This window comes from Micromonospora sp. NPDC047557, assembly GCF_043205095.1.
Lineage (GTDB): Bacteria > Actinomycetota > Actinomycetes > Mycobacteriales > Micromonosporaceae > Micromonospora.
Genome location: NZ_JBIDDK010000012.1, coordinates 31846 through 52741, shown reverse-complemented (window position 1 = coordinate 52741; position 20896 = coordinate 31846). Strand labels below are relative to the sequence as shown.

At 71.5% G+C, this 20896-nt stretch carries 17 protein-coding genes and 2 pseudogenes; 9 read left to right on the top strand and 10 right to left on the bottom strand.

The features are described from left to right. The gene (locus ACGGAQ_RS24505; RefSeq protein ID WP_393052775.1) at positions 1 to 462 is read left to right on the top strand and encodes a GNAT family N-acetyltransferase; all 462 of its coding nucleotides are present in this window, start codon (positions 1 to 3) and stop codon (positions 460 to 462) included. Here the strand turns inward: ACGGAQ_RS24505 and ACGGAQ_RS24500 are convergent. Then, positions 451 to 2148, bottom strand: a complete 1698-nt coding sequence (locus tag ACGGAQ_RS24500) for an FAD-dependent oxidoreductase (protein WP_393052773.1) — start codon at positions 2146 to 2148, stop codon at positions 451 to 453. The two genes, ACGGAQ_RS24505 and ACGGAQ_RS24500, sit on opposite strands and share 12 nt — an antisense overlap. A gap of 145 nt (positions 2149 to 2293) precedes the next feature. On the opposite strand from ACGGAQ_RS24500, the gene ACGGAQ_RS24495 reads away from it, so the two are divergent. Continuing rightward, positions 2294 to 3418, top strand: a complete 1125-nt coding sequence (locus ACGGAQ_RS24495) for an LCP family protein (RefSeq protein WP_393052771.1) — start codon at positions 2294 to 2296, stop codon at positions 3416 to 3418. Between the two features lie 49 nt (positions 3419 to 3467). On the opposite strand, the gene ACGGAQ_RS24490 is transcribed toward ACGGAQ_RS24495, so the two are convergent. The 4 genes from ACGGAQ_RS24490 to guaB all read right to left on the bottom strand — a co-directional run bounded on the left by ACGGAQ_RS24490 (position 3468) and on the right by guaB (position 9317). Continuing rightward, complete coding sequence (locus ACGGAQ_RS24490) at positions 3468 to 4928, bottom strand: M1 family metallopeptidase (protein WP_393052769.1); 1461 nt, start codon at positions 4926 to 4928, stop codon at positions 3468 to 3470. Positions 4929 to 5035: 107 nt separating this feature from the next. Further along, positions 5036 to 6457, bottom strand: coding sequence for a M1 family metallopeptidase (locus ACGGAQ_RS24485; protein ID WP_393052767.1), 1422 nt, complete (start codon positions 6455 to 6457; stop codon positions 5036 to 5038). Between the two features lie 151 nt (positions 6458 to 6608). Beyond that, entirely contained in the window at positions 6609 to 7727 is a 1119-nt protein-coding gene (locus ACGGAQ_RS24480) for a GuaB3 family IMP dehydrogenase-related protein (RefSeq protein ID WP_007465086.1), read from the bottom strand. 27 nt (positions 7728 to 7754) lie between these two features. Then, entirely contained in the window at positions 7755 to 9317 is a 1563-nt protein-coding gene (guaB, locus tag ACGGAQ_RS24475) for an IMP dehydrogenase (RefSeq protein ID WP_393052765.1), read from the bottom strand. Between the two features lie 186 nt (positions 9318 to 9503). On the opposite strand from guaB, the gene ACGGAQ_RS24470 reads away from it, so the two are divergent. Beyond that, positions 9504 to 9923 (top strand): DUF5319 domain-containing protein, encoded by a 420-nt coding sequence (locus ACGGAQ_RS24470; RefSeq protein ID WP_393052764.1) that lies wholly within the window; start codon positions 9504 to 9506, stop codon positions 9921 to 9923. 37 nt (positions 9924 to 9960) lie between these two features. Here ACGGAQ_RS24470 and ACGGAQ_RS24465 read toward each other — a convergent pair. Together ACGGAQ_RS24465 and ACGGAQ_RS24460 are read right to left on the bottom strand one after the other, a co-directional pair. Further along, a pseudogene (locus ACGGAQ_RS24465) lies at positions 9961 to 10164 on the bottom strand (response regulator transcription factor); the annotation flags it as partial. Positions 10165 to 10238: 74 nt separating this feature from the next. Then, a pseudogene (locus tag ACGGAQ_RS24460) lies at positions 10239 to 10779 on the bottom strand (helix-turn-helix transcriptional regulator); the annotation flags it as partial. A 254-nt stretch (positions 10780 to 11033) separates the two neighbouring features. Between ACGGAQ_RS24460 and ACGGAQ_RS24455 the strand changes: the two are divergent. Next, positions 11034 to 11417 (top strand): WhiB family transcriptional regulator, encoded by a 384-nt coding sequence (locus tag ACGGAQ_RS24455; protein WP_234589302.1) that lies wholly within the window; start codon positions 11034 to 11036, stop codon positions 11415 to 11417. Positions 11418 to 11593: 176 nt separating this feature from the next. Here the strand turns inward: ACGGAQ_RS24455 and ACGGAQ_RS24450 are convergent, their stop codons facing one another. The 3 genes from ACGGAQ_RS24450 to groES form a co-directional block, all read right to left on the bottom strand. Next, positions 11594 to 13327 (bottom strand): molybdopterin-dependent oxidoreductase, encoded by a 1734-nt coding sequence (locus ACGGAQ_RS24450; RefSeq protein ID WP_393052762.1) that lies wholly within the window; start codon positions 13325 to 13327, stop codon positions 11594 to 11596. A gap of 125 nt (positions 13328 to 13452) precedes the next feature. Continuing rightward, the gene (gene groL, locus ACGGAQ_RS24445) at positions 13453 to 15093 is read right to left on the bottom strand and encodes a chaperonin GroEL (RefSeq protein ID WP_393052760.1); all 1641 of its coding nucleotides are present in this window, start codon (positions 15091 to 15093) and stop codon (positions 13453 to 13455) included. Positions 15094 to 15163: 70 nt separating this feature from the next. Beyond that, complete coding sequence (groES, locus tag ACGGAQ_RS24440) at positions 15164 to 15478, bottom strand: co-chaperone GroES (protein WP_030330046.1); 315 nt, start codon at positions 15476 to 15478, stop codon at positions 15164 to 15166. A 259-nt stretch (positions 15479 to 15737) separates the two neighbouring features. Between groES and ACGGAQ_RS24435 the strand changes: the two genes are divergently transcribed. From ACGGAQ_RS24435 to ACGGAQ_RS24415, 5 genes are all read left to right on the top strand, one after another. Beyond that, on the top strand, positions 15738 to 16934 hold the full coding sequence (locus ACGGAQ_RS24435) for a methyltransferase domain-containing protein (protein ID WP_393052758.1): 1197 nt from the start codon (positions 15738 to 15740) through the stop codon (positions 16932 to 16934). A gap of 10 nt (positions 16935 to 16944) precedes the next feature. Next, positions 16945 to 17424, top strand: a complete 480-nt coding sequence (gene ybaK / locus ACGGAQ_RS24430) for a Cys-tRNA(Pro) deacylase (protein WP_393052757.1) — start codon at positions 16945 to 16947, stop codon at positions 17422 to 17424. A 178-nt stretch (positions 17425 to 17602) separates the two neighbouring features. Then, a complete protein-coding gene (locus ACGGAQ_RS24425) occupies positions 17603 to 18697 on the top strand; it encodes a sugar ABC transporter substrate-binding protein (RefSeq protein WP_393052755.1) in 1095 nt (364 codons plus the stop codon). Between the two features lie 115 nt (positions 18698 to 18812). Then, on the top strand, positions 18813 to 19631 hold the full coding sequence (locus ACGGAQ_RS24420; protein ID WP_393052753.1) for an ATP-binding cassette domain-containing protein: 819 nt from the start codon (positions 18813 to 18815) through the stop codon (positions 19629 to 19631). Further along, the gene (locus ACGGAQ_RS24415) at positions 19628 to 20890 is read left to right on the top strand and encodes a sugar ABC transporter permease (protein ID WP_387184322.1); all 1263 of its coding nucleotides are present in this window, start codon (positions 19628 to 19630) and stop codon (positions 20888 to 20890) included. Before ACGGAQ_RS24420 ends, ACGGAQ_RS24415 begins: the two co-directional genes overlap by 4 nt. Positions 20891 to 20896 lie beyond the last annotated feature (6 nt).

Below are 20896 nucleotides of genomic sequence, written 5' to 3'. Positions count from 1 at the left end.
ATGACCGAGGTGACCGTACGACCGTTCCGTCCCGAGGACGGCGAGGCGTTGTCGGCCCTGGTCGTCCGCTGCCTTCGCGAGGTGAACAGCCGCGACTACCCGGCCGAGCTGATCGACCGGATGTGCGCCCACTTCACCGCCGACCGGTTCCGCGAGCTCGGCGTCGAGCGTCGGATCTACGTCGCCGAGCAGGACGGGCGGCCGGTCGGCACGGTGTCCCGCGACGGCAACAAGGTCTACACGATGTTCGTCGACCCCGACGCGCACGGCCGCGGCGTCGGCCGCCGGTTGATGCGACACGTCGAGGAGCTGGCCCGCGCCGAGGGGCACGAGTTCATGGAGACCGGCGCCAGCCTCACCGGGCACGGCTTCTACCAGCGGATCGGTTACACCGACGTACGGGTCAGCGACAGTGTGTTCGGCATCAACTACATCCTCCGCCGCCCGCTGTCAGGGGCGTAGCGCGGCCGGGGCGTCCGGCGGCACCGCCGGCCGTCGGGGCGGCACCGCGTCGAGTCGCCGGTACGGATCACCGAGCGCCGGCCGGGGGTCCTCCTCACCCTTGTTCGGCCAGAAGGACATCGCCCGTTCCGCCTGGGCGGTGATCGTCAGGGACGGGTTCACGCCCAGGTTCGCCGACACGGCCGCGCCGTCCACCACGTGCAGCCCCGGGTGGCCGTACACCCGGTGCCAGGGGTCGATCACCCCGTCGGCCTCGGTGGCGCCGATCACCGCGCCGCCCAGGATGTGCGCGGTGATCGGGATGTCGAACGGCTCGGTGAGCGAGCCACCGGGCGTACCGCCGATCTCCTCGGCGAGCAGCCGGGTCGCGGTGTTGCCGGCCGGGATCCAGGTCGGGCTCGGGGTGCCGTGGCCGGGCCCGGTCACCAGCCGGCGACCGAACACGCCGCGCCGCCAGCGGGTGGTCAGCGAGTTGTCCACCGACTGCATCACCAGGGCGATCACCGTCCGCTCCGACCAGCCGCGCACGGACAGCATCCGGGCGGCCAGCCCCGGCTGCCGGACGATGCTGCCCAGCCACCGCCGAACGCGGTGCGGGCCGCCGTCGACAAGCAACGACTGGAGCAGCCCCATGGCGTTGGAGCCGCGCCCGTAGCGGACCGGCTCGATGTGGGTCTGCGGGTCCGGGTGGAACGAGCTGGTGATCGCCACCCCCTCGGTGAAGTCCAGCCGCTCGGACCGGGCCCGCCGGTGGTCCACCGAGGCGCCCAGGATCGCCTCCGAGTTGGTCCGGGTCAGCTCACCGAGGCGGGGTGAGAGCCGCGGCAGGGCGCCGCCGGTCTTCATGCCGTGCAGCAGCCGTTGGGTGCCGAGCGCCCCGGCGGCGAAGACCACCTGGTCGGCGTGGATCACCTGCCGCCGTCGGCGCAGCCAGGCGCCGGTGCGCTCGGTGTGCACCTCGTACCCTCCGTCGGCGGCCGGCCGGACGGCCGTCACCGTGGTCAGCGGGTGCACGGTGGCGCCCAGCCGCTCGGCGAGCCACAGGTAGTTCTTGACCAACGTGTTCTTGGCCCCGTGCCGGCAGCCGGTCATGCACGAGCCGCAGTGCAGGCAGCCGGTGCGCTCCGGGCCGACGCCACCGAAGTACGGGTCGGCGACGCGCTGGCCGGGGCGGCCGATGTGCACCCCGACGGGGGTGGCGTGGAAGGTGTGGCCGACCCCCATCCGGTCGGCCACCGCCCGCATGGCGCGGTCCGCGCCGGTGTCCATCGGGTACGTGGTGACGCCGAGCATCCGCTTCGCCTGGTCGAAGTGGCGGGCCAGCTCGTCGCGCCAGTCGGTGATGTCGCGCCACTGCGGGTCGGTGTAGAACGCCGGCAGCGGCTCGTAGAGGGTGTTCGCGTAGACCAGCGAGCCACCGCCCACTCCCGCGCCGGACAGCACGAGCACACCGCTGCCGGATCGCCGCTCGGCGGGGCGGAGCAGGGTGATCCGCTGGATGCCGTAGCAGCCCAGCTTCGGCGCCCACAGGAACCGGCGGGCCCGCCAGGACGTCTGCGGGAACTCGTCGTCGGCGAAGCGGCGGCCGGCCTCCAGGACGCCCACCGAGTAACCCTTCTCGGCGAGGCGGAGCGCCGTGACGCTGCCGCCGAAGCCGGACCCGATGACGACCACGTCGTACCGCATGGACGCATCATTACTCGTCAGTAGCGCTCGCGCCAGCGGCAGTTTTCGCGCGATCATGCACCGGCCGACCGACCCGGCGCCTCCCGGCCGCAACCCGGAGCACCCGTCGGAGCGTTGTTCCGGATACGGGTGGAAGGAAACGAAGATGATCTTGGGGTCGATGGAGCCGCGCCGACGGTGGCTGGTGCTCGGGCTGGCCGCCCTCGCCGTCGTCGCGCTGATCGCCGGCGGCGCCGTGGTGATCACCCGGCTGACCAGCGGCGACTCGCCCGCCGGCACTCCGCTGGCCGGCTCGCCGAGCCCGTCGCCGGTCGGCACGCCCACCCCCACGCCCAGCCCGAGCAGCCCGCCTCCGGGCGCGAAGATCACCGGCCCGCTGACGCTGCTGCTCGTCGGGGTGGACACCCGGGTCAGCGTTCCCGGCTGGGAGCCGCACTCCGATGCCGTCCTGGTGCTGCACGTGCCGAAGGGCCTCAACCGGGCGTACCTCTTCTCCCTCCCCCGCGACCTGCTGGTGGACATCCCGCCGTTCCCCAAGGCCGGCTACAAGGGCGGCAAGACCAAGCTCACCCACTCGATGAGCTTCGGCAGCCGGGTGCCGGGCAAGCCCAAGCAGCCGAGCACGGCCCAGGGGTACGAGCTGCTGCGCAGCACGGTGAGCGGCTACACCGGCCTGCGGATCGACGCGGGGGCCGTGCTCACCTTCGGCGGGTTCGACAAGCTGGTGAACGCCCTCGGCGGGGTGGACATCTACGTCGACCAGCGGGTCGCGTCCCTGCACCGCAAGCCGGACGGCAAGTACCGGGACAGCGCACCCGGCGGCTACACCGGCCCGCAGAAGGTCTACGAGAAGGGCGAGCAGCACCTCAACGGCTGGCAGGCGCTGGACTACGCCCGGCAGCGCTACATCCCCGGCGGCGACTACGCCCGCCAGCGTCACCAGCAGCAGCTCGTCAAGGCCCTGACCCGCAAGATCCTCGACGAGGGCCTAGCCTCGCAGCCCGAGCGCGCCGACCAGGTGGTCGCCGCCCTGGGCGACACCCTGGTGTACGTGGGCGGGAACCGGATCATCGACCTGGCGTACGCCCTCAGCGGTGTGCCGGAGAACCAGTTCACCCTGGTCGGCCTGCCCGGTTCCGGCGTCGGAAAGGGCAGCGCCTACCAGGGCGAACAGCTCACCAGCGAGGGCCGGAAGTTCATCACCGAACTCCGCGCCGGCCGCGCCGACGCGTACCTGAAGGCCCACCCCAACCTGGTGGTCAAGAACTGACGCTCACGCCCCCGCTCTCCCGGTTGGGCGAGCGGGGGCGTGGGCGGGGTCAGAGCTTCTTGGGTTGGGCGGGCTTCTTGGTGCCGTTGAGCCACGCCTCGAAGAGCGCGTCGAGCTGCTTGCCGGAGATCCGCTCGGCGAGGGCCACGAACTCAGCGGTGGTGGCGATTCCGTTGCGCTTCTCCGCCGCCCAGGTCTTGACGATCTGGAAGAACGCCTTGTCGCCGACGGCCACCCGCAGCGCGTGCAGGGTCATCCCGCCACGCTGGTAGACCGACTCGCTGAACAGGTCCTTAACCCCCGGCTTGCCCGGCGGGGTCTTCCACACCGTGGCCGGCACCCGCTGGTAGCGGATGTCGAACGCCTGCTTCGCGGTGTACTGCTTGGTGTGCTCGGCCCACAGCCACTCCGCGTACGTCGCGAAGCCCTCGTTGAGCCAGATGTCCTCCCACTTGGCCAGCGCCACGCTGTCGCCGAACCACTGGTGGGCCAGCTCGTGGGCGACCACCTCGGTGTTCTCGCCACGCCGGAAGAAGCCGGCCGAGTAGACCGGGCGGCTCTGCGTCTCCAGCGCGTACCCGATCCGGCTGTCCGAGACGACCACGCCGCCGTACGCGTCGAACGGGTACGGCCCGAAGACGCTCTCCAGGTAGTCGGCCACCTTGACGGTCTGCGCGATCGACGCGTCCGACGCGCCCTTGGCCACCTTGGTGGTGACCGCGCTGTAGACCGGCTTCCCCTTGTGCTGGCCGGTGGTGATCCGGAACTTGCCGATCACCACGGTGCTCAGGTAGCTGGCCATGGGCGACTTCTCCGACCACTTCCAGGTGGTCCAGCCGTCCTTGGTGGTGTTGCCGCCCGGCACGCCGTTGCTGACGGCGGTCAGGCCCTGCGGGACGGTGACCTCGAAGTCGTACGCGGCCTTGTCGGACGGGTGGTCGTTGACCGGGAACCAGGTGCTCGCCGACTCCGGCTGACCCAGCGCGATCGCGCCGTCGGCGGTGTGCAGGAAACCGCCCTCGCCGAGCACCTCGTTCTTCAGCGGCTTCGGCACCCCCTCGTACGCGATCTCCGCGACGAACCCGTTGCCCGTGATCAGGCCGGCCGCCGGCTTGATGACCAGTTCGTTCTTGTCCCGGCTGTGCGTGGCCGGCGCACCGTCCACGGTGACCGTCTTGACTGTCAGACCGGCCAGGTCGAGGTTGAACGTCGACAGGTCCGCCGTCGCCGTGGCCTGCACGGTCGCCGTACCCGTCAGCTGGTCCTTCGCCGGGTCGTAGCGCACCTTCACGGTGTACTTCCCGACGTCGTACCCGCCGTTGCCATACGTCGGGAAGTACGCGTCCCCGAGCCCGGCCGCCCCGGCGGTGAAGGTCCGCGACGGCGTCGGGGACGCGCTCGGCGTCGGGGCCGCGGCCTCCTTCGTGGACGAGTCGCATCCGGACAGTACGAGCGCCCCGGTCACCAGCAGACCGGCACCCACCCGCAGCCTGCGCCGCGTTCCCCGCATCACGAACCCTCCCCGTACACCCGGTGCGGGGGGCCTCGCCACCCCGCGCGACCGGCGCTCCTGCCTGATCGCAGGCGGCAGCCTATCGACAGATGATCACGGGGCCGTCACGGCAGGGTCGGTGCCGCTCCCCCCACCAGCCACGCGTCGAAGAGCGGCCGTAGCTGCCGGTCGGCCACCCGCTCGGCCAGCGCCACGAAGTCCGAGGTGGTGGCGGTGCCGCCCGCCCGCTCGGTGGTCCAGGTACGCAGGATGCGGAAGAAGATGTCGTCACCGACCGTCCGGCGTAGCGCGTGCACGGCGAGCGCGCCGCGCTTGTAGACGGCGGTGCCGAACATCCGCTCCCGTCCCGGCTCGACCGACGGCTGGGACCAGTCGGTAGACGCGTACTGCAGCTCGAAGTTGCGCTGCGCGGTCCGGCCGCCGTCGTGCTCCTCCCACAGCCACTCGGCGTAGCTGGCGAAGCCCTCGTTGAGCCAGATGTCGCTCCACCGGTGCAGGGAAACGCTGTCGCCGAACCACTGGTGGGCCAGCTCGTGTGCCACCACGCCGGGGTTGGGATGGTCGTCGGTGAAGAAGGCGGGCCCGTAGACCGGCCGGGACTGGGTCTCCAACGCGTACCCGATCCGGTCGTCGGCGACCACGATCCCGCCGTACGCGTCGAACGGGTACGGGCCGAAGCGGCTGGCCAGGAAGTCCACGATCTCGCCGGTGCGGGCCAGTGAGCCGGCCGCCCCACCGTTCGCCGGCAGGCTCGCCGCGACCGCGGTGACCAGCGGTCGTCCCGCGTGCTCGCCGTTGACCACCCGATAGTTTCCGATCACCAGGGTGCTCAGATAGCTGGCCATCGGGGTGTGCTCCGACCAGCGCCAGGTGGTCCACCCGTCGGCGCTGCTCTTCGGCCCGGGCACCCCGTTGCTCAGCGCGGACAGTCCGTCCGGGACGGTCACCGCGATGTCGTAGCTGGCCTTGTCCGACGGGTGGTCGTTGACCGGGAACCAGGTGGCCGCCGAGTCGGGCTGACCGAGAGCGATCGCCCCGTCGTCGGTGTGCAGGAAGCCACCGCTGCCCAGCTCACCGTCGGTCACCGTGGGCACCCCCGCGTAGTCGACCGCCACGGTGAAGGCCCGGCCGCGCGAAAGCCGGTCGCGCGGGGTCACCACCAGCTCGCCGTCGTCGCGGCGATGCTTGGCGCGCTCGTCGGCGACGGTGACCGCGCCGACATCCAGGCCGACCAGGTCCAGGTTGAACCGGGACAGATCCTGGGTGGCCGTCGCCGTGATCGTCGCCCGGCCGGTGAGCCGGTCGGTCTTCGGGTCGTAGCGGACGTCCAGCCCGTAGTGCGTGACGTCGTAGCCGCCGTTGCCACGGCCCGGCACGTACGGGTCGCCGACGTCCGCGGCGCCGGGTCGGAACCCGTCGTCGTCGTCGCCCGTGCAGCCGGCGGCGGTCAGCGTGACGACGCAGCTCAGCACCGTGAGGGCGGCGGCCAGCCGGCGGCGGGACGGTGTGCGTCCGCTCAGGACCATGCACGACTCCTTCTACGCCATCCCCGGTCAGGAACGAGCGTAGCCAGCGACACGTCGTCCGATGGCCGTATCGAGGGCGACCCCCCCTCGCGGCAGGCGACAAAAGGCCGGCTCCGCAGGATCGCGGAGCCGGCCTTTCAGCGTCGACTCGTCAGCGGTCGAGGACCAGGCCGACCTTCTGGAACTCCTTGAGGTCGCGGTAGCCGCACTTGGCCATCGCCCGGCGCAGCCCGCCGAACAGGTTGAGCTGACCGTCGGCCTCGTCCGCCGGGCCGAAGAGCAGCTGCTCCATCGACCCGAGCGGCTCACCGGCGACCTCGAACGCGCCCCGGGGCAGCGACGGGTGGCTGGCCGCCGAGTGCCACCAGGCACCGCCGGCGGGCGCCTCGTCGCAGAGCGACAACGGCTCGCCGAGCATCACCGCGTCCGCGCCACAGCCCAGGGCCTTGGCGATGTCACCTGAGGTCTGGATGTCGCCGTCGGCGATCAGGTGCACGTACCGGCCGCCGGTCTCGTCGAGGTAGTCCCGACGGGCCGCCGCGGCGTCAGCGATCGCGGTGGCCATCGGCACCCGGATGCCCAGCACCGACTCGGTCGTCGACCACTCGTCACCGCCGATGCCGACGATCACGCCGGCCGCGCCGGTACGCATCAGGTGCAGGGCCGTCTTGTAGTCGGTGCAGCCGCCGACGATGACCGGCAGGTCGAGGTCGGCGATGAACTCCTTGAGGTTCAGCGGCTCGTCGGTCGTCGACACGTGCTCGGCCGACACGATGGTGCCCTGGATGACCAGGATGTCCACCCCGGCGTCCAGGATGACCGGGGCCAGCGCCAGGGTGTGCTGCGGGGAGACCCGCACCGCCACCGTGCCGCCACCGGCGCGCAGCTCGCGGACCCGCTCGGCGATCAGATCCGGGCGGATCGGCTCGGCGTACACCTCCTGGAGCCGCTTGGTGGCGCGAGCCTCCTCGTCGAGGCCGGCCAGCTCCTCCAGCACCTTCGTCGGGTTCTCGTAGCGGGTCCACAGCCCCTCGACGTTGAGCACGCCGAGACCGCCGAGCTGACCGAGCCGGACCGCCGAGGACGGGCTCATCGTGGCGTCCGAGGGGTGCCCGACACAGGGGATGCCGAACGGGTACGCGTCGAGCTGCCACGCGGTCGAGACGTCGTCGACGTCCCGGGTCCGGCGGCTCGGCACGATGGCGATGTCGTCCAGGTGGTAACCGCGCTGCGCGGTCTTGCCCAGCCCGATCTCGACCACGTCACGCATGGGGGACTCCAGGTTGTTGGGGGATGGTCAGCGGGAGTGGTAGTTGGGCGCCTCGACGGTCATCTGGATGTCGTGCGGGTGGCTCTCCTTGAGCCCCGCCGCCGTGATCCGGATCAGCTGGCCACGTCGGTGCAGCTCGGGGATGCTCTCCGCGCCGACGTACCCCATCGCGGCCCGCAGCCCGCCGGTGAGCTGGTGGGCGACCGCGGACAGCGGGCCCCGGTAGGGCACCTGCCCCTCGACACCCTCGGGGACCAGCTTGTCCTCGGCGAGCACGTCCTGCTGGAAGTACCGGTCCTTCGAGTACGACTTGGCCTGCCCCCGGGACTGCATCGCGCCGAGCGAGCCCATCCCGCGGTACGCCTTGTACTGCTTGCCGTTGATGAAGATCAGCTCGCCGGGGCTCTCCTCGCAGCCGGCCAGCAGGCTGCCGAGCATCACCGTGTCGGCGCCGGCGACCAGGGCCTTGGCGATGTCGCCCGAATACTGGATGCCGCCGTCGCCGATCACCGGGACGCCGGCCGGGCGGGCGGCACGGGCCGCCTCCATGATCGCGGTGATCTGCGGAACGCCGACTCCGGCGACGATCCGGGTCGTGCAGATCGCGCCCGGGCCGACACCCACCTTGATCCCGTCGGCGCCGGCCTCGACCAGCGCCCGCGCACCGGCGTACGTGGCCACGTTGCCGCCCACGATGTCGATCGTGACGTCCTTCTTGAGCTGGCGGACCATGTCCAGCACCGCCCGCTGGTGCCCGTGCGCCGTGTCCACGATCAGCACGTCCACGCCGGCGTCGACGAGCGTGCGGGCCCGCTTGTACGAATCCTCGCCGACACCGACGGCGGCGGCCACCCGCAGCCGGCCCGCGTCGTCCTTGGTGGCGTTCGGGTACTGCTCGCTCTTGGTGAAGTCCTTCACGGTGATCAGCCCGCGCAGCCGACCCGAGTCGTCCACGATCGGCAGCTTCTCGACCTTGTGGCGACGCAGCAGCGCCAGCGCGTCGTCCTTGCTCACCCCGACCGTGGCGGTGACCAGCGGCGTCCGGGTCATGATCTCGCGGACCGGGGTGTTCGGCTCGGAGACGAAACGCATGTCGCGGTTGGTGACGATGCCGACCAGCTGGCCATCGCCGTCCACCACCGGGACACCCGAGATGCGGTAGCGCCCGCACAGCTCGTCGACCTCGCGCAGGGTGTCGTCCGGGCTGGCGGTCACCGGGTTGGTGATCATGCCGGACTCGGAGCGCTTGACCAGGTCGACCTGGAGGGCCTGGTCCTCCACGGAGAGGTTGCGGTGCAGCACGCCGATGCCACCCTGGCGGGCCATGGCGATCGCCATGCGCGCCTCGGTGACCGTGTCCATGGCGCTGGAGAGCAGCGGAACGGTCAGTTCGATGCCGCGGGTGAGCTTCGTCCGGGTGTTGACCCGGCTGGGGACGACGTCCGACTCGCCCGGCTGGAGCAGCACGTCATCGAAGGTGAGCCCGAGCGGAACGACCCGGGCCGAGCCGGCGGGCAGCTCGGGCAGGTGGCCGCCCAGATCGGCGTGCTCGACACCGGCCGGAAGATCGGTGCTGGGCGAATTTTCCACGATTGCTCCCCTGAGCTGCTCGGATGGGCTTCAGCGAGGTGGCGCGGGCGGGCACCGGAACACGCCACGGTGCCGGCACGTCGTCCTATCGTACCCAGTGACCTGGGCGACCTGGCTCGGCGGCGGCCGCGTGGGCGCGGTGCCGGGGGGCGGACGTTCGCGCCGCGTTGGGTCTACGGTGAGGGGGTGCACGACGAGCCCATCGACCCGTTCAACGGCGACCCGGCCGACCCGACCGCGGGCCTGGACGACCCGGGCGACGACGCGACGCCGGATCCGCTGACCGACGTCGAGCGGCAGGATGTGCTGGAGGACCTCGCCGACCTGGAGATCTACCAGGCCCTGCTGGCGCCCATCGGGGTGCGCGGGCTGGTCATCGAATGCGAGGACTGCCGGGAACCGCACTATTTCGACTGGGACCTGCTGCGGGGCAACCTGCGGCACCTGCTCAACTCGGGGCGGCCCCGGGTGCACGAGCCGGCGTACGACCCGGACCCGGACCACTACGTGACCTGGGACTACGCCCGTGGATACGCCGACGGGGTGCACGACACCCTGACCGAGGGCACCGAGGACGAACCGGGCACCACCACCACCGGCGAGTGACCGCTGGCTGACCCCGCCGGGGGCGGGGCCGCGTGGGTCAGGAGACCAGGCCGGCACGGAAGCCGGCGGCGACCGCGTGGGCGCGGTCCCGGGCGCCGAGCTTGCGGAACAGCCGTCGCGCATGGGTCTTGACGGTGTCCTCGGACACGAACAGTTCCCGGCCGATCTCCGCGTTGCTCTTGCCCTCGGCCATGCCCAGCAGCACCTGGAGTTCCCGTTCGGTGAGCCCGATCGACGCCCGGTTGGGGCGGGCGCTCGGGGCGGGCCGGGCCGGGTCGGTCTGGCCGGCGGCCGACCCGTCGGTCGCCGAGTCGACCTCGTCGTCACCCCGCTGCACCGGCACCGACGGCATGCCCGGCGACCCGTCGCCGGGCGCGGCCGTCCAGCCGGGTTCGGCGGAGCCGCGTACCGATGGCGCGGAGCGGCCCGACCCACCGACCGCCGCGGTGTCCCGGGCCGGGTCGGTGACCCGCTGTCGGGAGGCTCGGCCGGGTGCGGTGAGCAGCAGCAGGGCCTTGGCGACCGCGCTGGTCAGGTCGTGGTCGGCGTTCTGGATGAGACCCCGGGCGCCGGCGCTGATGGTGGCGGCGGCGGCCTCGGACTCCTCGGCGCCGAGCAGCAGGACCGCGGCCTGCGGCGCGCGGGCCAGCACCCGGCGGACGAAACCCGCGCTGTCCGGCCGGGTGAGAGCCGTGTCGGCCAGGACCACGTCGGCCGGGCGCTCGGCGAGCCGCAGCATCACCTCGGGATCGGAGACGGCGGTACGGACGATCGCGGACAACCCCAGCCGCGCGGCAGCAGAAGTGAGGTGCTGAGCCGCGAGCGGTGTCCGAACGCACACAAGAACGGTACGCACTGTAGTGGTCTCCTCTCCGCACACGAGCAGACCATGACGGCGTCGGCTGGGGAGGGGGTTCCCGGCAATCATCTGAACTTTTCCGACAGATAGGGCGAAAGCCGCAAGTTGCCAGACGTTTTGGATCACACACGTGTGAGCCGGCAGCGGCCCGGGTACCGGAGGTCCAGGCCGGGAACGGTGCGCCTGCGCGGCCCGCCGCCCGGAAGCCGGCCACAAGAGTCTCGCGGTGCCGCGCGGGAGGAGGGGTGCTGATGTCGAACGTACGTAGACTGCCCGGACCCATCGTCGATCTCTGGGACTGGCAGCGGCTCGGTGCCTGTCGGGGCCGGGACAGCGCCCAGTTCTTCCACCCGGACGGGGAGCGGGGCTCCTCCCGGCTGCGCCGGGAGTCCGCCGCCAAGTCGGTCTGCCGGGCCTGCCCGGTCCGCGCCGAGTGCGCCGCGCACGCCCTGTCGGTCCGCGAGCCGTACGGCGTCTGGGGCGGCTTCAGCGAGTCGGAGCGGCTGCGCCTGCTCGCCGTCGGCTGGGAGGACCTGGCCGACCGCCGGCAGATCCGGGTCGACGTCGCCCGCCTGGAGGCGCGACTGGGCCGCCCGCACAAGTCGACGGTCCCGGCCCAGCGCAACGTCGCCTGACCCGGCACCCACCCCGAACACCGCGAACCGCGCTCCCGCCCAGCGGGAGCGCGGTTCCCGCGTCCCACCCACCCCACCCCCACCCCACCCACCCCCGTCGATCATGAAGTTATTGCCCCGACACGCCGTCGATCGAGGCAATAACTTCATGATCACCAGGGGTCTGGGGTGGGGGGTTAGTGGACGTTGACTGGGACGGTGTGCCAGCCGGTGGCGCCGTCGGGGGCGACGCTCTGCGTGCGCTCGGTCTGGGTCTCGCCGGTCGCGTCGGTTGCCCGGACCTGGAGCCGGTGCTCGCCCGGCGTGGCGTCCCAGCGCCAGGACCACTGCACCCAGGTGTCCACCGACACCGTCGAAGCGAGCTGCGCCTCCTGCCAGGGGCCGTCGTCGACGCGTACCTCGACCCGACTGATGCCCCGGTGCTGCGCCCAGGCCACACCGGCCACCGTCACCGGACCGGCGGTCAACCGGTTGCGCCGTCGCGGCGCGTCGATGCGCGACTGGGTCTTGATCGGGCCCTGGGCGGACCAACCACGCGGCACCCAGTACGCGTCGAAGTCGGCGAACCGGGTCAGCTCCAGCTCGGTCACCCACTTGCAGGCCGACACGTAGCCGTAGAGGCCCGGCACCACCATCCGGACCGGGAACCCGTGCTCGACCGGCAGCGGCTCGCCGTTCATGCCGATCGCCAGCAGCGCGTCCCGTCCGTCGCGGAGCGCGGCGGTGGGGGTGCCACAGGTCCAACCGTCGACCGACCGGCCGACGACCTGGTCGGCGTCCTCCTCCGGCTGCACCTCGTCCAGCAGCTCCCGCAGGGGTACGCCCAGCCAGCGGGCGTTGCCGATCAGGTCCCCACCGACCTCGTTCGAGACGCAGGCCAGCGTGACGTACCGCTCGACCAACGGCCGGGCCAGCAGATCGGCGTAGCTGTAGGTGCGCTCGGTGCCCACCCGGCCATGGATGCGCAGCCGCCACGTGTCCGGGTCCACCTGCGGCACCACCAGCGCGGTGTCGATCCGGTAAAACCCGAGATTCGGGGTGACGTACGGCGCGAGCTGGGCCAGCGACAGGTCCGCGCCCGCCGGCACGGCCGGCGCGGGGGCGACCGGCGCGGGCAGCCGGATCGCGTCCCGGGCGGCGGACACACCGCGCCGACCGGCCAGCCAGCGCCCGCCGAGACCCGCCACGGCGGCCGTGCCGAGTAGCACGCCGGTGCCGGTCAGGAACCGCCGGCGCGACTCCGGATCGACCGTCGCGACTGGCGCGGCGGGGCTCACCGGAACCGGCGGGGCGGCGGGGCTCACCGGGACCGGCCGGCCCTCCGTCGGCCCGGCGGGCGACACCGGCCTCTCACCAGGACCGGCAGCCGGCCGCCCGGCAGCTCCCGCGGACGACACCGGCGACTCACCAAGGCCGGCGGGCGGCAGCGGGGTTGCCGAGCGCGAGGCGGCGGGTGGGGTCCAGGGCCAGGGGTCCAGCTCGAACGGGCCGGCGATGAACAGCCAGAGCACCAGGGCGCCGAGCCCGCCACCGACCAGCGACGGCAGCGCGTCGAAGACGTCCGCGCCGGGACGGGTCAGCGCGGCGGCCACACCGACGACGCCGAACGCCGCGATGCCAGCCAGGCCCAGGGCCAGCCGGCGGACCGCGACCATCCCGAGCAGGGCGGCGAACGCGGCCAGCAGCACTGCCGTTCCGATCAGCAGGGCGATCTTGTCGGCGGTGCCGAAGACGTCGATGGCGAACTGCTTGACCGGCTCGGGGACGGCGTCGACGACCACCCCGCCCACCGCGACCAGTGGCGCCGACCGGGGGCCGGTCAGCACCGCCACCGGCTCCGCGATCCCGATCGCGACGGCGGCGGCGGTCACTCCGGCCAGCGCGGCGTACCGCCGTGACGTGGTGCTCATCGGCCCAGTGTGCGCGATCATCTCGCCGGGTCGCCAACCATGTCAGCGCTTGGTAATGATCGCGCAGACGAACCGGGGCACACCGCCGTACGACGGTGTGCCCCGCAACGGGTGTCGCTACCGGATCAGAAGCCCGGGCCGTGCTGGTGGCCGTGACCGTGGCCGTGCCCACCGGCGGCGGCCGGCTCGGCCTGCTCCGGCTTCTCCACCACGAGGCTCTCGGTGGTGAGCAGCAGACCGGCGATCGAGGCGGCGTTGGTGACCGCGTTGCGGGTCACCTTCACCGGGTCGATGATGCCGGACTTGGCCAGGTCGACGTACTCGCCCTTGGCGGCGTCGAGGCCGTTGCCCCACTCCATGCCGGCGACCTTCTGCGTCACGACGTACCCGTCGTGACCGGCGTTCTGCGCGATCCAGCGCAGCGGCTCGACGAGCGACTTGCGCACGATCGAGACGCCGACCTTCTCGTCACCGGTGAAGCCCAGGTCGTCGTCGAGCACCGGGAGGATCTGCACCAGGGCGGCGCCGCCGCCGGGCACGGTGCCCTCCTCGACCGCTGCCTTGGTCGCCGCGATGGCGTCCTCGATGCGGTGCTTGCGCTCCTTCATCTCGACCTCGGTCGCCGCGCCCACCTTGATCACGGCGATGCCGCCGGAGAGCTTCGCCAGCCGCTCGGCCAGCTTCTCCCGGTCCCAGTCGGAGTCGGAGGCCTCGATCTCCTTGCGGATCTGCGAGACGCGGTCCTCGACATCGGCCTTCTGGCCGCCGCCGTCGACGATCGTGGTGTTCTCCTTGTCGACCACGACGCGCCGGGCGCTGCCGAGCACCTCCAGGCCGACCTGGTCGAGCTTGTAGCCCAGCTCCGGGGCGACCAGCTCGGCGCCGGTGGAGATCGCGATGTCCTGGAGCATGGCCTTGCGCCGGTCACCGAAGCCCGGGGCCTTGACCGCGCAGACCTTGAGGGTCTTGCGCAGCGAGTTGACCACCAGGGTGGAGAGCGCCTGACCGTCCACGTCCTCGGCGATGATCAGCAGGGGCTTGCTGTTCTGCAGGACCTTCTCCAGCAGCGGCAGCAGCTCCTCGATCGCCGAGATCTTCTGGGTGGTGACCAGGATGTACGCGTCCTCCAGGACGGACTCCTGACCCTCCAGGTCGGTGACGAAGTTCGGCGAGATGAAGCCCTTGTCGAACTGGAGACCCTCGGTCACGTCCAGCTCGGTGGTGAGCATCGAGCCCTCCTCGACGGTGATGACACCGTCGCGGCCGACCCGCTCCATCGCCTCGGCGATCAGCTCGCCGATGGTGGCGTCCTGCGCGGAGATCGTCGCCACGTTCGCGATCGACTCCTTGCCGGCGACCTCGACGGCCCGGCCGAGCAGCGCCTCGGAGACCTTGGCGGCCGCCGCGTCGATGCCCCGCTTGAGGCCGGCCGGGTTGGTCCCGGCGGTCACGTTGCGCAGGCCCTCACGGACCATCGCCTGCGCCAGCACGGTCGCGGTGGTGGTCCCGTCGCCGGCGACGTCGTTGGTCTTGGTCGCCACCTCCTTGACCAGCTGCGCGCCGAGGTTCTCGTAGGGGTTGGTGAGCTCGATCTCCTTGGCGATGGTCACACCATCGTTGGTGATCGTCGGCGCACCGAATTTCTTGTCCAGGACGACGTTGCGCCCGCGCGGGCCGAGGGTGACCTTGACCGCGTCTGCGAGGGCGTTGACACCGTGCTCGAGCAGGTGCCGGGCGTCGTCCGAGAAGCTCAGGATCTTCGCCATGAATGTCCCTTCGAAGCGTCGCTGCCCCGGCCCGGCGAGCCGGACCGGGGCAGCGACACTGATCGGTTGCTTACTTCTCGATGACCGCGAGGACGTCGCGGGCGGAGAGCACCAGGTACTCCTCGCCGGCGTACTTGACCTCGGTGCCGCCGTACTTCGAGTAGAGGACGGTGTCGCCGACCTGCACGTCAACCGGAACCCGGTTGCCGTTGTCGTCGACGCGCCCCGGGCCCACAGCGAGGACGGTGCCCTCCTGCGGCTTCTCCTTGGCGGTGTCGGGGATCACGATGCCCGACGCCGTGGTGGTCTCAGCCTCGTTCGCCTGGACCACGATGCGGTCCTCGAGCGGCTTGATCGCAACCTTGGTCGCGGTAGTCACGGGCATACCCTCCTGGGGTACTGGTTTCGTTGCCGGCCAGCGGGGCTGACCAGCGTCAATCTGCCTCATGCCACCGGGCGGGGCCGTCGTCGCGGGTGCCGGTCCGCCTGGCGTGCGCACCCGGGTCGCGAGACCCGGAAGCTGGCACCCTCAGGGTGAGAGTGCTAATCGCAGGTTATTCCGTGGCTAGCACTCCGTCAAGGAGAGTGCCAGCGCGTCGCGCCCCGCCAGCCGGTATTTCCGCGTCAGCCGGGAGAATGGCCGGGTGGATCTCGATCAGCTGGCGGCGCTGCGTACCCCCGAGGGGTCGGCCGCGCTCACGGCGGCGGCCGGGCTGGCCGGCGGTGATCCACTGGCGGCGGCGTCGGCGTTACGCGCCGGCGGGGTGCCGCCCGCGCTGGCCGCGGCGGCGCTCACCCAGGCCGAGCTGCGCCACCGGGCGGTCGGCAAGTTCGGCCCGGCCGCCACCGGGATGTTCCTCACCCGCGCCGGGCTGGAGCAGGCCACCCGCCGGGTCGTCGCGGACCGCCGCGCCGAGCGGCTGCGCGCGGCCGGCGTGCGCACGCTGGCCGACCTCGGCTGCGGCCTCGGCGCCGACGCGCTCGCCGCCGCCCGCGCCGGCATCCGGGTGTACGGGGTGGAAGCCGACCCGGTGACCGCCGCGATGGCCGCCGCCAACGCCGCCGCCGCGGGGCTGGCCGAGCTGTTCACGGTCGAGTGCGGCGACGCCACCGCGTTCGACGTCTCCCGGGTCGACGGCGTCTTCTGTGACCCGGCCCGACGGACGAGCGGCACCGGTCGGCGGATCTTCGACCCGCGTGCCTACTCGCCGCCGTGGGACTTCGTGACCGGGCTCGCCGAGCGGGTGCCGCGCACGGTGGTGAAGGTGGCCCCGGGCCTGGACCACGCGCTCATCCCGGCCGGCGCGGAGGCGGAGTGGGTCGGCGTGGACGGCGACCTGGTCGAGGCCGCGCTCTGGTGTGGTGACCTGGCCCAGGTGCCCCGCCGCGCCACGCTCTACCGGCAGGTGGGCGCCGAGACGCACCGTTTCCAGCTCACCGGCGCGGGCGCCACCGAGGCGCCGGTCGGGCCACCGCGCCGCTACCTGTACGACCCGGACCCGGCCGTGGTTCGCGCGCACCTCGTCGCCGAACTGGCCGACCAGCTGGACGCCACGCTGGGCGACCCGAGCATCGCCTACCTCTACGCCGACCGGCCAACCCCCACCCCGTACGCCCGGTGCCTGGAGATCACCGACGTCCTGCCGTTCTCCCTCAAGCGCCTGCGGGCACTGCTGCGGGAACGGCGGGTGGGCCGGGTGGAGATCCTCAAGCGGGGCTCCGCGCTCACCCCGGAGCAGTTGCGGCGGGATCTGCGGCTGGCCGGCGACCAGGCGGCGAGCCTGGTGCTCACCCGGACGGCCGGGGCACCGACCGTGTTGGTCGGCCACCCGGTCCACTAGCGTCGTCGGTGTGGCGGGACAGGGCACTCCGGCGACCGCGCTGCTGGTCAAGCGTGGGATCGCGTATCGCACCCATCCGTACCGGGTCTCCCCGGACGCGCCGAACTACGGCGCGCTGGTCGCCGAGGCGCTCGGCGTGGCACCGGAGCGGGTGTTCAAGTCGCTGGTGACCGAGGTCGACGGCGCCCTGACCGTGGCGGTCGTCCCGGTCACCGGCGAGCTGGACCTCAAGGCGCTCGCGGCGGCGGTCGGCGGCAAGCGGGCGACGATGGCCGACCGGGCGGTCGCCGAGCGGGCCACCGGCTACGTGCGCGGCGGGATCAGCCCGCTCGGACAGCGGCGGCGTCTGCCCACCGTGCTTGACGAATCCGCGCTGGATCTGCCGACGATCTACGTCTCGGCTGGTCGACGCGGTCTGCAGCTCGAACTGGCCGCGGCGGATCTGGTGGCGTTGACCGACGCCCGCACCGCGCCGTTGCAGACCCACTGACGACAGTCGTTACGTCGACTCCCGCGTGGGATACCCGGGGAGTAACAGTCGCGTTGCTGAATTGTTATGGCTTCCAACAACTTGGCACCTGCGCGGTCTTGTGGGACCAGTGTGACGCGAAATACGTTGCCGGACACAACAAAACAACACCTCCCCCACCTCCGAAAGGACCCTGCACATGCGTAAGGGGATCCTCACCATCGCCGCCGTGGGCCTGCTCGCGACCGGCGGTTTGACCGCCTGCGGCGACGACTCCGGCTCCGACAAGCCCAGCTCCGCCAAGACCCCCAAGATCGGCGTCATCCTCCCGGACAGCAAGTCCTCCGCCCGGTGGGAGACCGCGGACCGCAGATTCCTGGAGGAGGCGTTCAAGGCCGCCGGCGTCAAGTACGACATTCAGAACGCCCAGAACGACAAGACCGCCTTCCAGACCATCGCGGACCAGATGATCACCAGCGGCGTCACCGCCCTGATGATCGTCAACCTGGACTCCGGCACCGGGAAGGCCGTGCTCGACAAGGCCAAGTCGCAGGGTGTCGCCACCATCGACTACGACCGGCTCACCCTGGGCGGCTCCGCCCAGTACTACGTCAGCTTCGACAACGAGACCGTCGGCAAGCTCCAGGGCGAGGGCCTGTCGAAGTGCCTGACTGAGAAGAACGCCAAGAACCCCGTCGTGGCGTACCTGAACGGCTCCCCCACCGACAACAACGCCACCCTGTTCAAGGCCGGCTACGACTCGGTGCTCAAGCCGAAGTTCGACTCCAAGGAGTACGTCAAGGGACCCGAGGACGCCGTGCCGGCCTGGGACAACGCGCAGGCCGCGACGATCTTCGAGCAGCAGCTCACCAAGGCCAACGGCAAGATCGACGGTGTGCTGGCCGCCAACGACGGTCTCGGCAACGCGGCCATCTCGATCCTGAAGAAGAACAAGCTCAACGGCAAGGTGCCGGTGACCGGCCAGGACGCCAGCACCGAGGGCCTGCAGAACATCCTCGCCGGTGACCAGTGCATGACCGTCTACAAGGCCGTCCGCGAAGAGGCCAAGGCCGCCTCCGACCTGGCCATCGCGCTCGCCAAGGGCGAGAAGAAGGACACCGGCCAGACGGTGAAGGACCCGGAGGGTGGCCGCGACGTCCCCTCGGTGCTGCTCACCCCGAAGGCCATCTACAAGGACACCATCAAGGACGTCATCGCCGACGGCTACGTGACCAAGGAAGAGGTCTGCACCGCGGCGTACGCGAAGGCCTGCGCCGACGCCGGCATCAGCTGACCGACGCCGCAGTACCCGCCGGGACGACCACCGCCGCCCGGCACGGGAGCACCCCTCCCGTGCCGGGCGGCGCCCGCCGGACGGGCCCCGACCCTCCCTTAAGAAGGAGACCCCCGTGTCCGCGACCCCCCTGCTGGAGCTCCGCGGGATCGACAAGAGCTTCGGTCCCGTCCAGGTGCTCCGCGACGTCGCCCTGACCGTCCACCCGGGCGAAGTGACCGCACTGGTCGGCGACAACGGTGCCGGCAAGTCGACCCTGGTGAAGTGCATCAGCGGCATCTACCCCACCGACGCTGGTGAGGTCCTGTTCAACGGCGAACAGGTGCACATCGGCAGTCCCCGCGACGCCGCCGCCCTCGGCATCGAGGTCGTCTACCAGGACCTCGCGCTCTGCGACAACCTGGACATCGTGCAGAACATGTTCCTCGGCCGGGAGAAGCACCGGGGCATCGTCCTGGACGAGCCGACCATGGAACAGCTCGCCGCCGAGACCCTGGCAGGGCTCTCCATCCGTACCGTCACCTCGCTTCGCCAGCACGTGTCCAGCCTCTCCGGCGGTCAGCGCCAGACCGTGGCCATCGCCAAGGCGGTGCTCTGGAACAGCAAGCTCGTCATCCTGGACGAGCCGACCGCGGCGCTCGGTGTGGCACAGACCGCCCAGGTCCTCGAACTGGTCCGTCGCCTCGCCGACAACGGCCTGGCCGTGGTCCTCATCTCGCACAACATGAACGACGTCTTCGCCGTCTCCGACCGGATCGCCGCGCTGTACCTCGGCCAGATGGTCGCCCAGGTGAAGACCACCGACATCACTCACGCCCAGGTGGTTGAGCTGATCACCGCCGGGCGCTCGGGCGGGCTCGGCCTCGCCACCGACCCGGGCGGCAACGGCGACGGCCCGCAGCCGGCCGACTCGATCTCAGGAGGCGTCCGATGACCACCACCGCCGTGCGCAAGGACGGCCCGGCGGCCGTCACACCGCCGCCGACCGTCGGGAGGCACGCCCGCAACTACCTGAGTCGGGTACGCGGTGGCGACGTCGGCGCGTTGCCGGCCGTGCTCGGCCTGATCGTGCTCTGCACCGTGTTCGCGGTCATGCGGCCGTCGTCGTTCCTGTCGGCCGGCAACTTCGCCAACCTCTTCACCCAGGGCGCCGCGGTCACGCTGATCGCGATGGGTCTGGTCTTCGTGCTGCTGCTCGGCGAGATCGACCTCTCCGCCGGCTTCGCCAGCGGCGTCTGCGCGGCGGTGCTGGCCAACGTGGTCACCGTGCTCGGCTACCCCTGGTGGGTCGCCGTGCTAGCCGCGATCGCCACCGGCCTGGTCATCGGCACCAGCCTCGGCATGCTCGTCGCGAAGGTCGGTATCCCGTCCTTCGTGGTCACCCTCGCCGGCTTCCTCGCCTTCCAGGGCATCGTGCTGCTGCTGGTGAAGGAGGGCACCAACATCTCCGTCCGCGACAACGTGCTGGTCGCCATCGCCAACCGCAACCTCACCCCCGCCCTGGGCTGGGCGTTTGCCATCCTCGCGGTCGTCGGCTACGCGGCGGTGCAACTGCTGCGTCACCGCAACCGGGTGGCCCGCGGCCTGATCACCGACCCGATCGCCGTGGTGGCGCTCCGGATCGCCGGGCTCGCCATCATCCTCGGCACGGCCGTGTACGTCCTCAACCTGGAGCGCAGCCGCAACGTCCTGATCAGCTCGCTCAAGGGCGTACCGATCGTGGTGCCGATCATCGCGGTGCTGCTGGTCATCTGGACCTTCGTGCTCCAACGCACCAGCTACGGCCGGCACATCTACGCCGTGGGCGGCAACCGGGAAGCGGCCCGCCGGGCCGGCATCGGCGTCGACCGCATCCGGATCTCGGTCTTCATGATCTGCTCGTCGATGGCAGCCGTCGGAGGCATCGTGGCGGCCAGCCGGGCCAACTCGGTCGACCCGAACACGGGGGGCAGTAACGTACTGCTCTACGCGGTCGGCGCGGCGGTGATCGGCGGCACCAGCCTCTTCGGCGGCAAGGGTCGCGTCCTCGACGCCGTCCTGGGAGGCGCGGTGGTCGCGGTCATCGAAAACGGAATGGGCCTGATGGGGTACAGCGCGGGAGTCAAGTACGTGGTCACCGGCGTCGTGCTGCTGCTCGCCGCCAGCGTCGACGCGCTCTCCCGCCGTCGCGCGGCAGCCACCGGCACCCGCTGACTGCGC

Coding starts and splice junctions, on each gene's coding strand:
- ACGGAQ_RS24490 (WP_393052769.1), bottom strand. CDS start 4,928: ATGCGGGGAACGCGGCGCAGGCTGCGGGTGGGTGCCGGTCTGCTGGTG.
- ACGGAQ_RS24495 (WP_393052771.1), top strand. CDS start 2,294: ATGATCTTGGGGTCGATGGAGCCGCGCCGACGGTGGCTGGTGCTCGGG.
- groES (WP_030330046.1), bottom strand. CDS start 15,478: ATGCCCGTGACTACCGCGACCAAGGTTGCGATCAAGCCGCTCGAGGAC.
- ACGGAQ_RS24480 (WP_007465086.1), bottom strand. CDS start 7,727: ATGCGTGACGTGGTCGAGATCGGGCTGGGCAAGACCGCGCAGCGCGGT.
- ACGGAQ_RS24415 (WP_387184322.1), top strand. CDS start 19,628: ATGACCACCACCGCCGTGCGCAAGGACGGCCCGGCGGCCGTCACACCG.
- ACGGAQ_RS24450 (WP_393052762.1), bottom strand. CDS start 13,327: ATGAGCACCACGTCACGGCGGTACGCCGCGCTGGCCGGAGTGACCGCC.
- ACGGAQ_RS24425 (WP_393052755.1), top strand. CDS start 17,603: ATGCGTAAGGGGATCCTCACCATCGCCGCCGTGGGCCTGCTCGCGACC.
- ACGGAQ_RS24500 (WP_393052773.1), bottom strand. CDS start 2,148: ATGCGGTACGACGTGGTCGTCATCGGGTCCGGCTTCGGCGGCAGCGTC.
- ACGGAQ_RS24505 (WP_393052775.1), top strand. CDS start 1: ATGACCGAGGTGACCGTACGACCGTTCCGTCCCGAGGACGGCGAGGCG.
- ACGGAQ_RS24455 (WP_234589302.1), top strand. CDS start 11,034: ATGTCGAACGTACGTAGACTGCCCGGACCCATCGTCGATCTCTGGGAC.
- groL (WP_393052760.1), bottom strand. CDS start 15,093: ATGGCGAAGATCCTGAGCTTCTCGGACGACGCCCGGCACCTGCTCGAG.
- ACGGAQ_RS24485 (WP_393052767.1), bottom strand. CDS start 6,457: ATGGTCCTGAGCGGACGCACACCGTCCCGCCGCCGGCTGGCCGCCGCC.